This is a genomic window from Streptomyces oryzae (assembly GCF_017676365.1).
Taxonomy (GTDB): Bacteria; Actinomycetota; Actinomycetes; order Streptomycetales; family Streptomycetaceae; genus Streptomyces; species Streptomyces oryzae.
Genome location: NZ_JADKMA010000063.1, coordinates 1 through 18,228, shown reverse-complemented (window position 1 = coordinate 18,228; position 18,228 = coordinate 1). Strand labels below are relative to the sequence as shown.

Below are 18,228 nucleotides of genomic sequence, written 5' to 3'. Positions count from 1 at the left end.
ACGCGAGAGCCGTCAGGCAAGCTGTGGGTCTGGCGGGTGGGGTGCGACAGGAAGGAACGGGATGGTTACGGCGTCCACAGCTGGAGGTCCGGGTGCGCGCACAGGCGGCTGACGACCCGCTGCCCGTACCGGCGGCGGCCCCCGCCGGCCGGCTGCCGCGGCAGTGGCTCCGTACCGAGCTGCTGCTCGTGCTCGCCCTCTCGCTGGGGGCCAGCGCCGTCTCGTCGCTGATCAGTTTCCTCGGCGCGGTGACGAAGCCGGGCGGGCTGGCGGATCAGGCGGCGAAGCTCAACTCCTCCCAGGCGCCCGGCCGGCCGTGGCTCGACCTCGCCTGGCAGCTGTTCGGGATCGCGACCGCGCTGGTGCCCGTCGCACTGGTCGCGCATCTGCTGACGCGCGAGGGCGCGGGCGGGCTGCGGGTGCTGGGGTTCGACCGCCGTCGCCCTGCCTTCGACCTGGGCTGGGGTGCCGCGGTGGCGGCCGGCATCGGCGGCTGCGGGATCGGGCTCTATCTGCTGGCCCAGGCCGGCGGCTTCAACCTCACCGTGGAGCCGGAGTCGCTGCCCGGCGTGTGGTGGAAGTATCCGGTACTGATCGCCTCCGCCGTGCAGAACTCCGTGCTGGAGGAGGTGATCGTCGTCGGCTATCTGCTGCGCCGGCTCGACCAGCTCGGCTGGGCGCCGCTCGCGTCGCTCTCCGCCAGCGCGGTACTGCGCGGTTCCTACCACCTCTACCAGGGCATCGGAGGCTTCTTCGGCAACCTGGCGATGGGCCTCGTCTTCGGGGTCCTCTACCGGCGTTGGGGGCGCGTGGGGCCGCTGGTCGCGGCCCATGCGCTGATCGACATCGTCGCCTTCGTCGGATACGCGCTGCTCGCGGGGCGGGTGGACTGGCTGCCCACGCCCTGAGGGCGTGGGCAGGCTGACGCGTGCGGGGAGGGTGCGTGTGTTCGGGGGTACGTGCGGCGGAAGGGGCTACAGCTGCGTGCGCAGCTCCGCGTCCAGCACGGTGCTGGCCCGGCCGCCGAGCAGGGTGCGGTCGCCGCGCAGTGTGGTGCGGACGTAGCCGGTGCGCCGCGACGCCTGCAGACCCGTCAGGGTGTCGCGGCCGAGCCGGCCGGACCACAGCGGGGCCAGCGCGGTGTGCGCGCTGCCGGTGACGGGGTCCTCCGGGAGGCCCTGGGAGGGGGCGAACACCCGGGAGACGAAGTCGTGTCCCGGCTCCCCGGCCGCGGGGCCCGCCGCCGACGGCGCCGCTGCGGCGGTCACGATCACGACCGGTGCGGGAAGCGCGGCCACGGCTTCGGCCGCGGGGGCCAGTTCGCGCAGCGTCTTCTCATCGGATAGCTCCAGTACCAGCATCCCAAGCGTGCCGGTGTCCCAGGCCGCCACCGCCTCGGTGTCGAACGCCTGCCCGACGCCGTCCGGCACCGGAACCGGCGTCAGCTCGGCGGTGGGGAAGTCCAGGGTGAGCGTGGCGTCCGGCTCGCGGGAGGCGCTGAGCACCCCGCTGCGGGTACGGAAGCGCACCCGCTCGCCCTCGGCCAGCAGGCCGTCCTCGGCGAGCAGATGCGCGGTGGCCAGCGTGGCGTGGCCGCACATGTCCACCTCGGTGGTCGGTGTGAACCAGCGCAGCGCCCAGTCGGCTTCCGGGTCGTCGGTGAGGGGGTGCGCGTAGGCGGTCTCGGAGAGATTCAGCTCCCCGGCGAGGGCCTGGAGGCGGGAGTCCTCCGGAAAGCCGTCCGCGTCCAGGAGTACGACAGCGGCGGGGTTGCCGGTGTAGGGGGCGGTGGCGAAGGCGTCAACAGTACGGAGTCTCATGACCCGGGACGCTACGGGCGCTGAGCGGATCCGGGCAGGGCCAATTCGATGCGAGCGGACCGGTTCACGATGCGTGCGGACCGGTTCAGCACCGCTCGTGGACGTACCCGTCCTCTCCTTCGGGCCTGACGTCCAGGTCGCGTCCGACGATCGACAGCCGTTTGCCCCAGGTGCGGCAGGCCGCTGCCAGCCCCTTGGCGGTGTACTCGACATCCAGCACGCGGTCGCCGTACGCCTTCGCGTACTGCCCGCACTCTTTGTACTGCCCGCACTCCTCGGTCACCGCGAAGTCGAATCCCATCGTGGTACGCCGCGCCAGCAGTTCCCCGGCGTTCTTCTGCCCGGCCGCCAGTCCACTGCGGTGGGCACGCCGCGTCAGCAGCGCGGCGAACGCCACGTTGTCGGCCTCGGTGAGGCGCCCTCCGGAGCGTTCGTAGGAGTCGAGGTTGTCCAGCTCGACGGCCTGGAACCCCTTCTCGGCGCAGCCGTCGATCCACCGTCCGACGATGCGGGCCAGCGCCTTGCGGCGGGCGGCGGTCGAGGTGTCGAGCAGCGCCTCGTTCCAGTCGGTGTCCATCACCGGCTTGCCGCCCCGGGTGTGCAGCACCAGTTCGGGATGGTGCCGCTGCCACCGGTCGAGTGCGTCGGGCTGGGCCTGGAAGCCGTTGACGTAGCAGATGTTGTAGTGCCCGGAGGCGGGGGACTGCCCACGGTCCCGGGAGACCACACGCACCCCCTCGGGCGGTGGGTAGGCGCCGCCGATCTGGTAGTCGAAGCCCGCGTGCACGGGCGGCGGAGCGGGCCGGGCCGCCTTCGATGCGCGGTCCCGCCCGCCCGGGGCGCCGTCGCGCGGACCGGCACCGCACCCGGCGATGGCGGCCACCGTGAGGAGTACGGCCACGATGGCCGGTACCCGGCGCCTGCGGGCCGGCGGGGAGGCGGGGCTGCACGGGGTGCGGCTGCGCGTGGCGGGGCTGTGCATGGCCAAGCTGTGCATGGCGGGACTGTGCATGGCGGGACTGTGCATGAAGAGGCGGCTCCTGACGCTGCGTCGGGCGGCGCCGACCGCCGTCCAGCGCCCAGCGTACGGAGATCGCCGCACGGTTGGACCGCTGGTCCTGAGAGGCCCGAGAAAAGCCCGCCCCGCCGGCTCGACGGCACAATAAGGCCTGCTCGGCGGCAGCAAGAGGCCGGCTCGGCGCCCTCGCCGCCGAGCCGGCCTGTCCAGCGTCCGGTTGTCCGATGCCCGGTCGTCCTGCGGCATCCGGTGGTGGTCAGTCCGCGGGGCGGCCCGTTCGGCGGGCCGCCCACAACGGTGGTGGTCAGTCCGTGCCGGACTCCATCGCGACGCGGTCCAGCAGCGCATCGTCGCCCTCGTCGCCGGTGATCTCACCGCGGGAGGCGATGGCTTCGGCCCCACCCTCCGGCATGGCGCCGATCAGCCCGGTGGCGGCTGCCTGGTCGGCGCCGACGGCGGGGTCGGTGGTGCCGATCAGGCCGAGTCCCGCGTACTGCTCCAGCTTGGCCCGCGAGTCGGCGATGTCGAGGTTGCGCATGGTCAGCTGGCCGATCCGGTCCACCGGACCGAACGCCGAGTCCTCGGTGCGCTCCATGGACAGCTTGTCCGGGTGGTAGCTGAACGCCGGGCCCGTGGTGTCGAGGATCGAGTAGTCCTCGCCGCGCCGCAGCCGCAGCGTGACCTCACCGGTGACCGCAGCACCGACCCAGCGCTGGAGCGACTCGCGCACCATCAGCGCCTGCGGGTCCAGCCAGCGGCCCTCGTACATCAGCCGGCCCAGGCGGCGCCCCTCGTTGTGGTACTGGGCGAGGGTGTCCTCGTTGTGGATCGCGTTCACCAGCCGCTCGTACGCCGCGTGCAGCAGGGCCATGCCGGGCGCCTCGTAGATGCCGCGGCTCTTGGCCTCGATGATGCGGTTCTCGATCTGGTCCGACATGCCCATGCCGTGCCGGCCGCCGATGGCGTTGGCCTCCATCACCAGGTCGACGGGGGAGGCGAACTCCTTGCCGTTGATCGTCACGGGGCGGCCCTTTTCGAAGCCGATCGCGACGTCCTCGGTGGCGATCTCCACCGACGGGTCCCAGAACCGCACGCCCATGATGGGCTCAACGGTCTCCACGCCGGTGTCCAGGTGCTCCAGGGTCTTGGCCTCGTGGGTGGCGCCCCAGATGTTGGCGTCGGTGGAGTACGCCTTCTCCGTGCTGTCGCGGTAGGGCAGGTCGTGGGCGAGCAGCCACTCCGACATTTCCTTGCGGCCGCCGAGCTCGGTCACGAAGTCCGAGTCCAGCCAGGGCTTGTAGATCCGCAGCTGTGGGTTGGCGAGCAGGCCGTAGCGGTAGAACCGCTCGATGTCGTTGCCCTTGAAGGTCGACCCGTCGCCCCAGATCTGTACGTCGTCCTCGAGCATGGCCCGGACCAGGAGGGTCCCGGTGACGGCGCGGCCGAGCGGCGTGGTGTTGAAGTAGGCACGCCCGCCGGAGCGAATGTGGAAAGCGCCGCAGGTGAGCGCTGCCAGGCCCTCCTCGACCAGCGCCGCGCGGCAGTCGACCAGGCGCGAGATCTCGGCGCCGTAGGTCTTCGCCCGGCCGGGCACCGAGGCGATGTCGGGCTCGTCGTACTGGCCGATGTCGGCGGTGTAGGTGCACGGGATGGCGCCCTTGTCGCGCATCCACGCGACCGCGACGGAGGTGTCGAGGCCGCCCGAGAAGGCGATGCCGACGCGCTCGCCGGCGGGAAGGGAGGTGAGGACCTTAGACATAGGAATAGTATGCATAGACACGCATGGCTATGCAAAGGCTGGCCGGATGGAAATTTACCCGGGTCTTGCCATGCGATTGTTGCCGATATATCGTTGAAGCATCGCGACTGATCAAAGATGTGATGTGAGAGGAGTCAGCGATGTATCCCTATGGAATGGACAATCGGGTGGAGCGGGGTGCGCGGCAGTGCGGTCCCGGCCGGGGCCGTGGGCCCGGCGGAGGGCGCGCGGCCTTCGGCCCCTTCGGGCCGCCCTTCGGTGGCGGACCGTTCGGCGGCCGGGGGCGCGGTCGGGGCGGTCCCCGGGGCAGGGCCAGGCGCGGGGACGTCAGGGCGTCGATCCTGGCGCTGCTCAAGGAGCGGCCGATGCACGGCTACGAGATGATCCAGGAAATCGCCGAACGCAGCGGCGGTGCCTGGAAGCCCAGCCCCGGCTCCGTCTACCCGACGCTGCAGCTGCTGGAGGACGAGGGCCTGATCGCCAGCGAGAGCGAAGGCGGCAAGAAGCACTTCTCGCTCACGGACGCGGGCCGCACCGAGGCCGAGGCCGGCGCCGAGGCGCCCTGGGAGGAAGCCGGGCGCGGCGTGGACTGGGAGGCCATGCAGGAGGTGCGAACCGCGGCCGGCGGACTGGCGGCGGCCTTCCAGCAGGTGTGGGCGACCGGGACGGAGGAGCAGCGGCAGAAGGCGCTCCGAGTCGTCAACGACGCCCGGAAGAGCCTGTATCTGATCCTCGCCGACGAGGACTGAGCCGCGGCGGGCGCCGGGCCTGGCGGCGGCTTTCCCCGGCCTCCGGTCCTTCGGTCCTCTGGTCGTCCGGTCGTTCGGTCGGCCAAGGGGTGTCTCGTTACCATCTCCTTCCCAAGGAGGAGACGTCCGGCTCCGTGCCCACCCTTCGGGGGACGGGCATATGCCACGGCGCGCTGATGAATTCTCACAGGTGCGTGTGATGTGGTGGTTCGGTGCACAGCTCTACACCGCCCAGTCCTCCGGCCGAAGCAGGATTCGACGCCGTCGTCGAACCGCAGGTCAGTGCTGCGCTGGCCGACGTGATCGCGACCGCGCGCCGGCGCGCGGCGCGGGACGGGGACCGGCAGATCGACACGGCGCATCTGCTGCACAGCCTGCTGGAGTCCGACGGTGGCACCTGGGCGCTGCTCGACGGCGGCGGGCCGCAGATCGGCAAACTGCTCGGCTACCTCGTCCAGCGCAGCATCGGCTACGGGCTGCGCTGGCAGAGCACCGTTGAGGACTCCGGCGCCGTACCTGCCGTATCCGACCAGCCCGGGGGAGTGCCCGGCTGGTCCCCCAGTGCACAGGCGGCCCTGGAGCTGGCGGCCCGCCGTGCCCGGCGGCTGGCGAAGTCGCGTACCGAGGGGGTGGACCTGTTCGCCGGGGTGGTGGCCGACCCCGAGTGCCGGGCCGTGGAGGTGCTGCACCGCGCGGGGGTCGATGTGGCGCGGCTGGCCGAGCGGCTGGACGTGCTCCACGAGGGGTGACCTGACGTGCTCCACGAGAGGTGACCTGTCGTCGGCAGGGCCCCTACGACAGGGGCATCGGGGGTGACACTCCTGTCGCGGGTTGAGATGATGCGGCGATGCGTTCCCAGTCGTCCCGCTCCGCGGAGTCCACCGATTTCGGCGCACCCGCTGCGCCCGCCACGCCCGCCGCGCCCTCCGGGTCCGCTGGTCCCGGTGCCGCGGACAGTGCCCGGGCCAGGACCTCCGGTCTCGTCCTCGCGCTGGTCTCCGCGTGTGCGTTCGGCAGCTCCGGTGTCGCGGCGAAGCCGCTGATCGAGGCGGGGCTCGAGCCGCTGCACGTCACCTGGCTGCGTGCTGCCGGCGGGGCGCTGGTGCTGCTGCCGCTCGCCTGGCGGCACCGTGCGCTGGTGCGGCAACGGCCCTGGCTGCTGGTGGGCTTCGGGCTGCTGGCGGTCGCTGGTGTGCAGGCTTTCTACTTCACCGCGCTCTCCCGTATCCCGGTCGGCGTCGCGCTGCTGATCGAGTATCTGGCGCCCGCGCTGGTGCTGCTGTGGGTGCGGTTCGTGCAGCGTCGGGCGGTGACGCGGGCGGCGGCGGTCGGCATGGTGCTGGCGGTGGGCGGGCTCAGCTGCGTCGTGGAGGTGTGGTCAGGGCTGCGGCTGGACGGGCTCGGACTGGCGCTCGCCCTGGGCGCCGCCTGCTGCCAGGTGGGCTACTTCGTGCTCTCGGATCACGGCAGCACGGTCGAGGAGGCCGGCCATGCGGCTCAAGCGGGGGAAGGTGCGGGCAGCCGGGGTGCTGCTGCGCCGAGACCGCCGGCCGACCCGATGGGCGTCATCGCCTATGGGCTGCTGATCGGCGCGCTGGCGCTGACCGTTGTGGCCAGGCCCTGGCATACCGACTGGTCGGTCCTCGGCGGGACCGCGCAGCTGCACGGCACCGCTGTGCACGCAGGGGTGCTGCTGGTCTGGATCGTGCTGGTGGCCACCGCGACCGCGTATCTGACCGGCGTGGTCTCGGTGCGGCGGCTCTCGCCGCCGGTGGCTGGTGTGGTGGCCTGCCTCGAAGCTGTCATCGCGACGGTGCTCGCCTGGGTGCTGCTCGGTGAGCACTTGAGCGCCGTCCAGCTCGCGGGCGGCGCCGTCGTGCTGCTGGGCGCCTTCATCGCCCAGCGCTCCACTCCGAAGGCGCGGTCCGACGCCGCGCCGGTGGCCGGCTCCCCCGACGCGGCGATGGACGTCAGCGCGCGGTGAGGTAGCCGGGGACGGGGATGCCCGGTGCCAGATCGTCCGCCGGTATCGGGGTGCCGTAGGCGGGGGAGACGGGCAGCACGCCGCTCCAGTACGGCAGGTCGAGGTCTTCCGGCTCGTCCTTGGGCCCGCCCGTACGGAGCTTCGCCGAGACCTCTTCCAGGTCCACCCGGACGACGGCGGTCGCGGCCAGCTCCTTCGGAGTGGCCCTGCGCGAGTCGTCGGCCCGCCCGGGGATGGCGTTCTCCACGATCGCGTCCAGCGCCGTCAGCCGCTCCTCGTGGTCCGTCACCTGGTGGGCGCGGCCGTGTGCCACCACCGAGCGGTAGTTGACGGAGTGGTGGAAGGCGGACTTGGCCAGCACCAGCCCGTCCACGTGGGTCACCGTCACACACACCGGAATGCCTTCGTCCTCCTCGCCCGCCTCGCGCAGCGGCCGGGAGCCCGTGGAGCCGTGCACGTACAGCCGTTCCCCCACCCGTGCGTACAGCGTGGGCAGTACGACGGGCGCGCCGTCGCGGACGAAGCCGAAGTGGCACAGGTAGCCCTCGTCGAGGACCGAGTGCACCAACTCGCGGTCGTAGGACATGCGCTCGCGGTTCCGGGTGCCGGTGGTGCGCGGAGTGCGGGGGTAGGCCGTGGGGGCCGAGGGTGAGCCGGTCATTGCCTCTCCTTTTGAACTAGTGCATAATCGTGTTTGTGCTAGGAGGCTACCGGATCGAAGGGCGCGGCGCAGCGGAGATCGCAGCGAGTGTGGAGCGCGGCGTCGGCAGCGGCGCGCTCGCGCCGGGTGAAGTGCTGCCGCCGCTGCGGGAGTTGGCGGCCGAACTGGGCGTGAACCCGAACACTGTGGCGGCGGCGTACCGCGCGCTGCGCGACCGCGGTGTCATCGAGACGGCCGGCCGGCGGGGCAGCCGGGTGCGGCAGCGGCCGGCCAGCGCGCCCCGCGAGTCGGTCCGGGTCGAGCCGCCCGCGGGCGGTGTCGACATCTCGACCGGCAACCCCGACCCCGCGCTGCTCCCGCCCCTCAAGGCAGCCTTCGCCGTCTCGGCCGACCGCGCGGCACAGGAGCCCGTGCTGTACGGCGCGCCGGACGCCGACCCCGGGTTCGCGGCCGCGGCACGGGCGGCGCTGGACGCCGACGGAGTGCCCGCGGGGCCGCTCGCCGTCACGTCCGGGTCGCTCGACGCCATCGAGCGCGTGCTGGCGGCGCATCTGCGCCCCGGCGACGCCGTGGCCGTGGAGGACCCTGGCTGGGGCAGCCTGCTCGACCTCGTACCCGCGCTCGGGCTGCGTCCGCTGCCCGTCGCCGTGGACGACGACGGCCCGCTGCCGTCGGATCTGGAGCGCGCCCTCGGGCAGGGCGCGCGGGCTGCGATCGTCACCGACCGCGCGCAGAACCCGACGGGCGCGGCCGTCTCGGCAGCGCGCGCCCGCGAGTTGCGCGCCGTGCTGGCGGCCCGCCCCGAGACGCTGCTGGTCGAGGACGACCATGGGCACGCCATCGTCGACCTCCCGCTGCACCCGCTGGCCGGCACCACCCGCCACTGGGCGCTGGTGCGCTCAACGGCCAAGGCGTACGGGCCCGATCTGCGCCTCGCGGTACTGACCGGTGACCCGCTCACCGTCGACCGGGTGCGTGGCCGTCAGCGGCTGGGCCCCGGCTGGGTGAGCCATCTGCTTCAACGCGCCGTCGCACACCTGTGGGAGACCGGAGCCACGGACCCGGAGCGCGTGGCCGCTTCGTACGGTGTCCGGCGTACTTCCCTGGTCGAGGCGCTCGCCGCCCGGGGCGTCGCCGCGCGTGGGCGCAGCGGCATGAACGTATGGGTGCCGGTGCGGGAGGAGACCGGGCCGGTGGCGCGGCTGCTCCAGGCGGGCTGGGCGGTGGCTCCCGGCGCCCGCTTCCGGCTCGCCTCCCCGCCCGGACTGCGGCTGACCGTCTCGCCGCTGTCCCCGCCGGACATCGACCGCCTCGCCGACGACCTGTCAGCGGCGCTGCGCCCGGCTGCGGGGGGACGGTACGACTGACGCGGAGCGCCGCAGACCATGGCCGGTGCGGTCGTTCACAGCTTGCGGAAGTCCCAGGAGACCACCGACTCGGGGACCAGCTTCAGCCAGGCGTGCCGTCCGTCGTACGGCATCCGCTCCAGGCCGAAGTACTTGGCGGGGAACAGCTCTTCCACCTCGGTCAGCTCCGCGCAGGGCTCGCCCGTGCGCGGGGCCTCGCCGACGGACTCGGCCCGGCCGGACAGCTCGACGCCGCGCAACTCCCCGTACTCCTCACCGTCGTCCACCAGCACCGCGAGCCGCGGGTCGTGGCGCAGCTGTGCCCATCTCCTGCTGCGGGTGAGCGAGTACAGCCACAGCGCGGTGCCGTCCCAGCAGAACCACAGTGCCCCGACATGGGGCGCGCCCTGCCGGCCCACTGTCGCGACGCGGCAGGTGCGCTGAGCGCGCAGAAAGGCGTCCTGCTCCTCGCGAGTCATCATGATCCGGCGTCCCCGCCGCTGCTGTGCGTCGGCCATGCGTCTCCGCCTTCCCGGGCATCCCGAGCCGAGCTGGGCGTTGCTGACAGCGAGCTGCGAGCTGACGGCCCGTCAGGAAATCATGAAGGCTCTTCCCGTCCGACGCAATGCTCCCTATTCTGCGGACGCTCCGACGACGGAAGGGAGCACGCATGCCCCCGCCCGACCGGCTCGCCGCCCAGCTCCATCCCGCAACCACCGCCTTGCTGACCGTGGAGTGCCAGCAAGGCGTGGTCGGTGCGGCCGGCGCGCTGCCCGAACTCGCCCACCAGGTACGCAGCACGGGAGTGCTGGACCGCGTCGCGCAGCTGGCCGACGCCGCACACCAGGCGGGCGTGCAGGTCGTGCACGCCGTCGCCGAGCGCCGTCCCGACGGCCGCGGTGCCAGCCGCAACGCACGGCTGTTCCGCGCCGCCGAACGGCTGCCCGTACGGCAGTTGACGGGCTCGCCGGCCGTGCAGGTCGCCGAGCCCATCCCGGTCGCGGACGAGGACCTGGTCGTACGGCGGCTGCACGGGCTCTCGCCGCTCGCCGGTACGGACGTGGACGCCCTGCTGCGCAACCTCGGCGTCCATACGCTCGTCATCACCGGCGTCTCGGCGAACGTGGCGGTGCCCAACGCGGTCTTCGACGCCGTCAATCTGGGCTACACGGCCGTGGTGCCCGCCGACGCGATCGCCGGTGTGCCGGCCGACTACGCGGCTGCGCTGGTCCGCCACACCCTCGCACTTGTCGCGACGGTCACGACGGCCGACGAGATATGCGAGTGCTGGAGCCGGCCTCCAGCAGAGACACGGCCCGGGGCGGTTCCGCAGTGAACTACACGGTGGTGTATGTGAACTACACGGTGGTGTAGCAGTAGGAGACGAGAGTCTTGCCCGGCTTCGCCTTGGTGACCTTCTGCTTCACGACCTTGCCGTTGACGAGCACCTGGCAGCCGATCTGCGACTTGGGGTCGGAGGACGAAGCCTGCATGTTCACCATGCGTCCTGACTCCAGCTTGAACTTCTTCGACCAGGGCGTCTTGATCCCGTCCATGTCCAGGTCTTCCTTGTCGACGCCCTTGCCGATGACGCCCGGGACGTAGACGTTCGCGGGGGAGTCCCCGGTCACCTTGATCTCGACGGTCACGGTGCCGTCGTTGGCTTCTGCCTTCTCGGCACCGCCGCTTCCGCTGTCGCTTCGCGCGGACTTCTTCTTGCCGCCGCCGCTGTCGTCGGAGCAACCTGCCAGCAGCAGTGCCGTCGCGGCGAAAAGGCAGGCCACAGCCTTGTGAGTACGCATGGCGGTGATCGTGGCACGCGGAGCCGACCCGTGGCGGAGAAACCGGAAACTCTTCCGAAGAACATCCGCGCTGGCCCGGGGATCATTCCGAGGCGGGCCCGCCCGCGCGAACTCGACCTTCGGGCTCAGTGGCTCAGCAGCCACTGGGCCGACGCCAGATGCACCACGGTGAGCCCGCTCGCACTGATCAGCATGCCCGTGTTGCGGCGGGCGGCACCGATGGCGGCGTCAGCCAGCTGCGCGAGGCCCGCGACGATCAGCACCGGGCCGAGGGAGCCCCAGGAGCCGGCCGCGAGGAGGATCAGCACGGCCGCGCTGAGGGGAACGGCGCGGGCGGCGTAAAGACGGGCGTACAGGACCACGCCGGAGTTGAGGGGTTCACCCGCGGTCAGGGCGAGGGCGGGCCGGGCCAGTCCGACCACGCTCGCGGCCCCGGAGATGAGCGCGGCGAGCGCGTTGAGCAGAGCTATCAACGTGTGTGCGGTGGATACCGACATTCCCTCACCCAGCCCTCCGGTGGCGGACCAGAAAGCCCGTCAAGCCATAAATCATTCTCTCTCTGAATGACTTTGCAAAGCTACCATCCATGGCATGAACAAGGTCAAGGGTTCCGCCGGCCTGCCGCGCACCCTGGTGTTCCGCCTCAGCACGCTGGGAGCGGTGGTGGGCGACCGGTTCGCCGAGCGGATCGAGCAGCACGACCTCAAGCCCAAGCACGTCGGCCTGCTCACGGCCCTGGCCCAGGGCACCTTCGCCTCGCAGCAGGACCTCGCGGGCCGCCTCGGCGTGGCCCCCAGCCTGGTGGTCTCCCTCGCCGACCACCTCGAATCCCTCGGCGCGGTCCAGCGCGTACGCGACCCGCAGGACCGCCGCCGCCAGGTCCTCACCCTCACCGACCAGGGCCGTACGCTCCTGTCCGCCTGCGCCGCCGAGGCCCGGGCCCTGGACGACGAACTCACCGCCGACCTCGATCAGTCCCAACGGGAGGCGCTTCACACCGCCTTGGGCGGCCTCGCGGCATCCCTGGGCCTGCCGACGGCCTGACGCGCCGGACTGACGGCAGCGCGGGGGAGTTCGGGCGAGCCGAGGTGCACTGCCCGTACGTCACCGAGACCTTCCGCACCGCTGCGGAGACGCTGCCGCTGATTGCCGAGGAGCCTCCGCTCCCCCAGGAGATCGCCCGCGCCGAACTGCTCCTGCCCCGCTGCGCCGCCCTGTGACGCCGGGCCCCGGCTGCGCCGATCCCACCGGGGCCTGACACCGCCCGCCCCCTCCCGGCAACGCCCTTCAGCACCACCTTGGTTGGGCCAGGGAAACTCATCCGGCCACGGCAACCACGGGCCCTGACCGGGCGTCCTTGGATGAGCCGACCGGCTCAGCCCTGTCGGCGCAAGCAATCCCGATTACGGCGAAGGTGAAAATGTTCTCTCGTGTTCTCGGTCGTGGAGCAATGGCTGGAGCGCTGGCAGGCGCTGCCCTGCTGGCGGCCGTCCCCGCGGCTTCTGCTGCTTCTGCGGCTCCGACGGCTCAGCGCTGCAGTGCCTGGGGACCAGGTGACGCAGACACCATGAAGGTGTGCGCTTCAGCCTCCGGCGGAAAGATCCAGGGCAAGGGCTACACCAGAGGCTCGGCAAATGGTGCTGTGGTGTGGATCGAGGCCGTCAATACGTCCACTGGCAAGACATACGGCGCGCATGTGGGAAAGACCCTTTCCAAAAAGGTGCCGCACGGTCGCTATGAAGTGACGTTCTACCGCGGCGATGGCCAGGGCGCGGTGAACAGCCCGGCGGTACGGGTCTGACGCATCCCGTAAGCAGCAACGGTCCGAGGACCGGCCAAGCCGCTCTGGCCGGCGACCTGGACACGGCCCGCGATCACTTCGAGCGAGTCCTTCGAGGCGACGCGCCGGCCCCGTGGATGGTCGAGGCCCAGGAGAAGGCACGGGCTCTCCACAGCGAACGCGGCCGGGGTGCCGGCCACGCGGGGGCTCGGGCGCACGGGTGCTGCCGCCGTTGACGACAGCAGCGTGCCCGGCCCAGCCCCCGCATCCCGGGGCCTGCACACAGGTCACCGGGCCCTGGACAGAGAAGGCCATCGTCGTCCAGGTCAGCGGCAGTCGTCTCGAGGACCGGCTTCATGAAGCCGCCGCGAGGCACGGCGCTGAACTGGAGGATCTCGACGGGCCCCAGCGTGTCGGCGGCTTCGTGCAGGGCCGCGGTGAGGGAGTCGGGGTCGAGGGCGTCGGCAGTGACCCGTGGGCGTGGACGTCGTCCCGGGCCGGCTCGGCGGCCAGGTCGTCCTGGCGCCGGGCGCTGCGCGAGATGAGGGGAAGACGGTCCAATGGGTACTGGGCGCCGTCACCGCCCGCAACCCGCACGGCAAGGACCGGCCTCACCCTCACCATCTACACCGCCTAACCCGACGCGCCCTCCGACGAGGGCCTGCGCCTGCTCGCCTCCTGGGCCGCCACGCCCCGGGCCTCCGCACCCGCACCGCACTCCGGCGGCTGACGACTTCGGCTGCGCCTCAGGGAACCCTGCGTACGCGTAGGGGCTCCCCGCCTGAGAGGAGAGTTCTGCGATGGCGTGGTCGAGTTCGGCGATGTGAGTGGGCAGAGCGGACCGGCCGCCAGGCTGCGCCGGCACAGGAGATCACTTGGGTCACCGACACCCCTGACCCCATCGACCCCACCGGCCCACTCGCTGATCGGTTCACCGCCGACCGGTTCGAGAACTCCCTGCGCGCGATGGTCAACTCCGTGGTGTTCCGCTCCTCCGGCCAAGAACAAGAAGCTGCTGTAGCCGTTCATCGACTTCACCGACTCTTGGAGTGTCCGGACCGGGTCTGACTGTGGTGATGCGTCACCCCCCCATCAGGACGAGGTCTGGTCCGCCTTCCGGGCACGCGGGGGCGGCAGGCGGAACAGGCCCCTCAGCCTGCGCAGTGCCTCGCTGTCGCCGGACGCCGATGCGTCACCGGTGTCTACCACCTCTGCGAACGTGCGGCGTTGGCCGATCAGACGGAGGAAAGCCTGCTGGCTGATGGTGATGGTCGCGTCCGGGTACTGGGCCGGTCCGTGCAGCGCTTCGATCGTCCCGTCGTCGACGCGGACGTGGAAGAGTTCGTCCTCGACGCGGAACTCGTACACCGCGCGGAGTCCGGCGGCGGCCTCGGGGGCGAAGCAGGCCCGCAGGCCGAGCAGGGCCCAACCTGGATGGAACGTCTCGCTCGCGCGCGGTTCGCCCATCGCCCACTTCAGGCCCCACCGGGCCAGTTCCAGGATCGCCGGCCCGAGTTCCTCACCGGCCTCGGTGAGAGCGTAGACCGGGGTCCTGGCGGGCGGAGGGAGCGTGATCTTGTTCGCCAGTCCCTCGCGTTCCAGATGCTTCAGGCGGGCGGCCAGCAGCCCGGTGCCCAGGCCGCGCAGGCTGGCCTGCAGGTCACCGAACCGCTTGGGCCCGGTCAGCAGCTCGCGGATCAGCAACAGCGTCCAGCGCTCGCCGACGAGGTCAAGGGTGCGCGCAGTCGCGCAGTACTGGTTGTACGTTCGCTGTTCCACTTCATCACTTTAGACTTCGCGCTTCCCGTTCTTGAACGAACCAGCCTCCAGGAGCATCCGGGCGAGCGGCCCCGGATCGGTCAGCATCACGTCGTGCGGGCCGTCCAGCGCCTGCGTCCGGTACCCGACGGCGTTGCCGAGTTGGTCGAACGGGTAGGTCTGCGGCCTGCAGTAAACGGCGGTTCCGGGGATCCGGTCGACGGCTCCGCTCAGGCGCGTGGGCTCGGTGAACGTGCGCAGCGGCTGGGGGAGCATGCGCGCGGCCAGCCAGGCCGCGTCGTCGGTGTCGACGATGCCGAACGCTGCCGGGGGCGGGGCCCTGATCCGCCGTCCGTCCCCGCGCGTCTCGGCCGCCGTACGGGCCGCGGTGACGAACGCGGCGGGGGCCAGGCTGAAGATGCTGGCGCCGTCGGACCCCGCCCATCCGTCCACCAGGACGATGTGACCGACGGCATCGGGCCGCATGTCGGCCGCCTCCCGTACGACCAGGCCCGCGTAACTGTGCCCGACCAGCACGAGCGCGTCCTCCTCCTCCCGAACGGTGTCGAGGGCGGCGACGACCGCCTCCGCGTGGTCGTGGAGCCCGCAGTCCCCGGCGGTGCCGAGGTCCGGGGTGAGAGTGTGCGCCCCGGCGGAGTGCAGCAGTGGGACCATCCGGTCCCAGGCCCATGGGCCGTGCCAGGCGCCGTGGACGAGTACGAATGTGGTCATCAGTGATCCTCCGCGCGCAGCAGGGGCAGAACCTGGTCGGCGAACTCCTCCAGGCCCGTGTCGTGGTCGTCGGTCGCCAGGCGGATCACGAGGTGGCGCGCGCCGGCGCCGACGTAGCCGGTCAGCCAGTCGGCGGCCTGGCGGGCGGTACCGGCGAACACGGCCTGGATCGAGGCGATGACGTCGAGCGGCGCGCCGTAGTAGCGCTCGATGCTCGCCCGCAGGCGCCGGTGCGCATTCTCCGGGTCCTCGTCCAGACAGAGCGTCGCGTACAGGGCGGGGGTGACCGAACGGGGCGTCGCCGGCTGCCTGACGGCCTCCTCGATGACCTCGCGTTCCTTCGCGTACGCCGTCGCCTCGGTCGGATAGGGGAGCCAGCCGTCGGCGAGGCGGGCCACGCGCCGCAGCGCCGCACCGTTGCTGCCGGCCAGCCAGATCGGTGGTCCTCCCGGACGGGACGGCGGGGGTGCGAGCCGCACGTCCGTGAAGGCGAAGTGCTCGCCCTTGTAGGACACCGCCTCCCCCGACCAGAGCTGCCGCATGGCGTCGATCGACTCCTCCATGCGGCCCATGCGGCGGGCGAATCCGATGCCGACCGCCTCGAACTGGGCCTGGGTGTTCGGGTTCGGGAACCCGCCGCCCATGCCCGCGATCAGCCGACCCCCCGACAGCCGGTCGAGAGTGGCGAGCTGGTGGGCCAGCAGGATCGGATGGCGCAGCGCCGGCAGCAGCACCGCCGTGCCGAGCGCAACCCGTTCGGTGGCCTGGGCCACGGCGGCCAACAGCAGCAGCGGATCCGCGCGTGGTCTGGTCACGGGACTGTCGCCGGCCCAGACCGAGTCCAGCCCCAGCTCCTCTGCCCGGCGCGCCTGGGCGACGAGCCGCCCCGGTTCGTGCTCACCCAGAACGGACTGGTCACGCGTCGGCAGCAGGTAGCCGATCTGCAGTCTTGCCATCTTCCCTCCCGGTCGCCGGGTCCCGACTCTATCGATGAACTTCCTGTTTTTGAAGTGTCAGGTTCATCTTTCGGTAGCAACGAGGAGGGGTTCATGGTGACCAGAGCCCGGTAGACGGCGCAGGCATATGTCGCCGGAGGCAGGAACGGCCACGGACGCACGTCCGGCGGGCGGCTGGAGGGCGGCGCGGCAAGCTCAAGGCGGACGACGCGGAGATCGGCTCGTCGGTGGCCCCCGTCGACGGTGGCTGCTGCAAGTCGGCGTCGACCTGCGGATCCTGCTGCCCCCCGGCCACCGGCGAGCAGGCGGTCGGACTGGTCAGGACGGCCCACCACGTCTGCCTGCCGTACGGACGCTCAGGAGGGTCACGGCTGCGGAACTGCGCGCTTATATAGCGCAATTGGAATCGACGATCTCGTCCGCTGACTACCGCCGGGGCATTCTGGCCGAGTTGTCCGCGATGTAATCAGCAAACGACACCGTATGGCGGTCGTGTTCGGACCAGGACATGGTCCACGGCGAGGGGAGGCGTTCGGTGTCGGCCCGGAGGGGCCCGGCGACCCGCCGTTGATCCCAAGGCGCTGAGGCGCGTATAACCTGGGAAAATGCTCCCCGAAGTCACAGCCACGCGCTACGTCACACCACTGCGCGAGGGCGGTTCGCTCCCCGGTCTGGTCGAGGCCGACGACCTGGGGACCTATGTCATGAAGTTCACCGGCGCCGGGCAGGGCCGTAAGACGCTGGTGGCCGAAGTGCTGTGCGGGCGGCTCGCGCAGCGGCTGGGCCTGCGGGTGCCCGAGCTGGTGCGGACCTGGCTCGACCCGGTGATCGGCCTCTCCGAGCCGGACGAGGAGGTGCAGGAGCTGCTGAAGGCGAGCGGCGGGCTCAACCTCGGCATGGACTTCCTGCCCGGCTCGCTCGGCTTCGACCCGCTCGCCTATCAGGTGGACCCCGAGGAAGCCGGGCGGGTGGTCTGGTTCGACGCACTGGTGAACAACGTCGACCGTTCCTGGCGCAACCCCAACATGCTGGTCTGGCACGGCGATCTCTGGTTGATCGACCACGGTGCGACGCTGATCTTCCACCACAACTGGCCCACCGCGCAGGCCGCCGCCGAGCGGCCGTACGACGCCTCCGACCACGCGCTGGCCCCCTTCGCCCCGCTGGTCGAGGAGGCCGCGACCGCGCTGGCGCCGCGGGTCACCCAGGATCTGCTGGCCGAGTGCGCCGCCGAGATCCCCGACGAGTGGCTCGTGGACGAACCGGGCTTCGCGGACCCGGACGAGGTGCGCGCCGCGTACGCCGAGGTCCTGGAGTCCCGTGCCCGTACGATCCATGAGCGGATCACGCTCGGCGAGCCGAGCAAGGACGGGCCCTCGCAAGCGCCGGGCTGGCTCACCGGGAAGGGCGGCGATGCCAAGTGACGTGGATTCGTACGGCGGCAGGTGCGCGCAGCGATCTCGATGTGTTCGAGTACGCGCTGCTGCGTGTCGTTCCCCACATCGAACGCGGCGAGCTGATCAACGCGGGCGTCCTCGTCTACTGCCGGGCGCGCTCCTTCCTCGGGGCCCGCACCCATCTCGACGAGGACCGGCTGTTCGCCCTCGACCCGTGCGCCGACGTGCAGGGTGTACGCGCCGCGCTGCACGCCGTTGAGGACGTGTGCAGCGGAGGCGCGCAGGCCGGGCAGGCGGCCGGGGAGGACGTGGGCCGGCGCTTCCGGTGGCTGGTGGCGCCGCGCAGCACGGTCGTCCAGCCGGGGCCGGTGCACACCGGGCTGACCGCCGACCCGGAGGCCGAGAGCGAGCGCCTGCTGGATCTGCTGGTGCGGTAGGCGGGATCTGCAAGGGGCCGCTCCCGCCC

The 18,228-nt window shown here is 71.6% G+C and carries 21 protein-coding genes and 1 pseudogene; 12 read left to right on the top strand and 10 right to left on the bottom strand.

Features of this window, described 5'->3' with window-relative positions; genetic code table 11:
• Positions 1–92: 92 nt before the first annotated feature.
• On the top strand, positions 93–908 hold the full coding sequence (locus ITI46_RS14630; protein WP_209239965.1) for a CPBP family intramembrane glutamic endopeptidase: 816 nt from the start codon (positions 93–95) through the stop codon (positions 906–908).
• A 66-nt stretch (positions 909–974) separates the two neighbouring features.
• Here ITI46_RS14630 and ITI46_RS14625 read toward each other — a convergent pair whose 3' ends face one another.
• The 3 genes from ITI46_RS14625 to argG form a co-directional block, all read right to left on the bottom strand.
• Positions 975–1,820: a PhzF family phenazine biosynthesis protein gene (locus ITI46_RS14625; protein ID WP_209239964.1), complete on the bottom strand. Its 846-nt coding sequence runs from the start codon at positions 1,818–1,820 to the stop codon at positions 975–977.
• Positions 1,821–1,905: 85 nt separating this feature from the next.
• Positions 1,906–2,817, bottom strand: coding sequence for an endo alpha-1,4 polygalactosaminidase (locus ITI46_RS14620; protein ID WP_247745984.1), 912 nt, complete (start codon positions 2,815–2,817; stop codon positions 1,906–1,908).
• Between the two features lie 325 nt (positions 2,818–3,142).
• A complete protein-coding gene (gene argG, locus ITI46_RS14615; RefSeq protein WP_209239963.1) occupies positions 3,143–4,597 on the bottom strand; it encodes an argininosuccinate synthase in 1,455 nt (484 codons plus the stop codon).
• A 140-nt stretch (positions 4,598–4,737) separates the two neighbouring features.
• On the opposite strand from argG, the gene ITI46_RS14610 reads away from it, so the two are divergent.
• The 3 genes from ITI46_RS14610 (at position 4,738) to ITI46_RS14600 (ending at position 7,330) form a co-directional block, all read left to right on the top strand.
• Entirely contained in the window at positions 4,738–5,346 is a 609-nt protein-coding gene (locus tag ITI46_RS14610) for a PadR family transcriptional regulator (protein ID WP_209239962.1), read from the top strand.
• Positions 5,347–5,558: 212 nt separating this feature from the next.
• Complete coding sequence (locus ITI46_RS14605; RefSeq protein WP_209239961.1) at positions 5,559–6,095, top strand: Clp protease N-terminal domain-containing protein; 537 nt, start codon at positions 5,559–5,561, stop codon at positions 6,093–6,095.
• 98 nt (positions 6,096–6,193) lie between these two features.
• Positions 6,194–7,330 (top strand): EamA family transporter, encoded by a 1,137-nt coding sequence (locus ITI46_RS14600; RefSeq protein WP_209239960.1) that lies wholly within the window; start codon positions 6,194–6,196, stop codon positions 7,328–7,330.
• Here the strand turns inward: ITI46_RS14600 and ITI46_RS14595 are convergent.
• Complete coding sequence (locus ITI46_RS14595; protein ID WP_209239959.1) at positions 7,317–7,991, bottom strand: pyridoxamine 5'-phosphate oxidase family protein; 675 nt, start codon at positions 7,989–7,991, stop codon at positions 7,317–7,319. The two genes, ITI46_RS14600 and ITI46_RS14595, sit on opposite strands and share 14 nt — an antisense overlap.
• Positions 7,992–8,026: 35 nt before the next feature.
• Between ITI46_RS14595 and ITI46_RS14590 the strand changes: the two genes are divergently transcribed.
• Positions 8,027–9,358 (top strand): aminotransferase class I/II-fold pyridoxal phosphate-dependent enzyme, encoded by a 1,332-nt coding sequence (locus tag ITI46_RS14590; protein WP_209239977.1) that lies wholly within the window; start codon positions 8,027–8,029, stop codon positions 9,356–9,358.
• 35 nt (positions 9,359–9,393) lie between these two features.
• Here ITI46_RS14590 and ITI46_RS14585 read toward each other — a convergent pair whose 3' ends face one another.
• Positions 9,394–9,855: a pyridoxamine 5'-phosphate oxidase family protein gene (locus tag ITI46_RS14585; protein ID WP_209239958.1), complete on the bottom strand. Its 462-nt coding sequence runs from the start codon at positions 9,853–9,855 to the stop codon at positions 9,394–9,396.
• A gap of 152 nt (positions 9,856–10,007) precedes the next feature.
• Here ITI46_RS14585 and ITI46_RS14580 point away from each other — a divergent pair, with 152 nt between their 5' ends.
• A complete protein-coding gene (locus ITI46_RS14580) occupies positions 10,008–10,673 on the top strand; it encodes a cysteine hydrolase family protein (protein WP_209239957.1) in 666 nt (221 codons plus the stop codon).
• Positions 10,674–10,695: 22 nt separating this feature from the next.
• Here the strand turns inward: ITI46_RS14580 and ITI46_RS14575 are convergent, their stop codons facing one another.
• Complete coding sequence (locus ITI46_RS14575) at positions 10,696–11,139, bottom strand: hypothetical protein (RefSeq protein WP_209239956.1); 444 nt, start codon at positions 11,137–11,139, stop codon at positions 10,696–10,698.
• Positions 11,140–11,264: 125 nt separating this feature from the next.
• On the bottom strand, positions 11,265–11,636 hold the full coding sequence (locus tag ITI46_RS14570; RefSeq protein WP_209239955.1) for a hypothetical protein: 372 nt from the start codon (positions 11,634–11,636) through the stop codon (positions 11,265–11,267).
• Positions 11,637–11,730: 94 nt separating this feature from the next.
• On the opposite strand from ITI46_RS14570, the gene ITI46_RS14565 reads away from it, so the two are divergent.
• The 4 genes and pseudogenes from ITI46_RS14565 to ITI46_RS14555 all read left to right on the top strand — a co-directional run.
• Complete coding sequence (locus tag ITI46_RS14565; RefSeq protein WP_209239954.1) at positions 11,731–12,183, top strand: MarR family winged helix-turn-helix transcriptional regulator; 453 nt, start codon at positions 11,731–11,733, stop codon at positions 12,181–12,183.
• A 44-nt stretch (positions 12,184–12,227) separates the two neighbouring features.
• Positions 12,228–12,359 carry a hypothetical protein gene (locus ITI46_RS35500; protein WP_280634770.1) on the top strand — a complete coding sequence of 44 codons (132 nt, stop codon included), beginning with the start codon at positions 12,228–12,230 and terminating at the stop codon, positions 12,357–12,359.
• 137 nt (positions 12,360–12,496) lie between these two features.
• Positions 12,497–12,940 (top strand): hypothetical protein, encoded by a 444-nt coding sequence (locus ITI46_RS14560; protein ID WP_209239953.1) that lies wholly within the window; start codon positions 12,497–12,499, stop codon positions 12,938–12,940.
• Between the two features lie 577 nt (positions 12,941–13,517).
• A pseudogene (locus tag ITI46_RS14555) lies at positions 13,518–13,649 on the top strand (transcriptional regulator); the annotation flags it as partial.
• Between the two features lie 362 nt (positions 13,650–14,011).
• Here the strand turns inward: ITI46_RS14555 and ITI46_RS35810 are convergent.
• The 3 genes from ITI46_RS35810 to ITI46_RS14540 are packed head-to-tail and all read right to left on the bottom strand — an operon-like array spanning position 14,012 to position 16,365.
• Positions 14,012–14,698: a winged helix-turn-helix transcriptional regulator gene (locus tag ITI46_RS35810; protein WP_209239952.1), complete on the bottom strand. Its 687-nt coding sequence runs from the start codon at positions 14,696–14,698 to the stop codon at positions 14,012–14,014.
• A gap of 9 nt (positions 14,699–14,707) precedes the next feature.
• Positions 14,708–15,409 (bottom strand): alpha/beta fold hydrolase, encoded by a 702-nt coding sequence (locus ITI46_RS14545; RefSeq protein WP_209239951.1) that lies wholly within the window; start codon positions 15,407–15,409, stop codon positions 14,708–14,710.
• On the bottom strand, positions 15,409–16,365 hold the full coding sequence (locus ITI46_RS14540; RefSeq protein WP_209239950.1) for an LLM class flavin-dependent oxidoreductase: 957 nt from the start codon (positions 16,363–16,365) through the stop codon (positions 15,409–15,411). The genes ITI46_RS14545 and ITI46_RS14540 overlap by 1 nt, the downstream gene beginning before the upstream one ends.
• A 605-nt stretch (positions 16,366–16,970) precedes the next feature.
• Here ITI46_RS14540 and ITI46_RS14535 point away from each other — a divergent pair.
• Both ITI46_RS14535 and ITI46_RS14530 read left to right on the top strand, forming a co-directional pair.
• Entirely contained in the window at positions 16,971–17,789 is an 819-nt protein-coding gene (locus tag ITI46_RS14535; protein ID WP_209239949.1) for a HipA family kinase, read from the top strand.
• Entirely contained in the window at positions 17,786–18,199 is a 414-nt protein-coding gene (locus ITI46_RS14530) for a DUF3037 domain-containing protein (RefSeq protein ID WP_209239948.1), read from the top strand. The genes ITI46_RS14535 and ITI46_RS14530 overlap by 4 nt, the downstream gene beginning before the upstream one ends.
• Positions 18,200–18,228 lie beyond the last annotated feature (29 nt).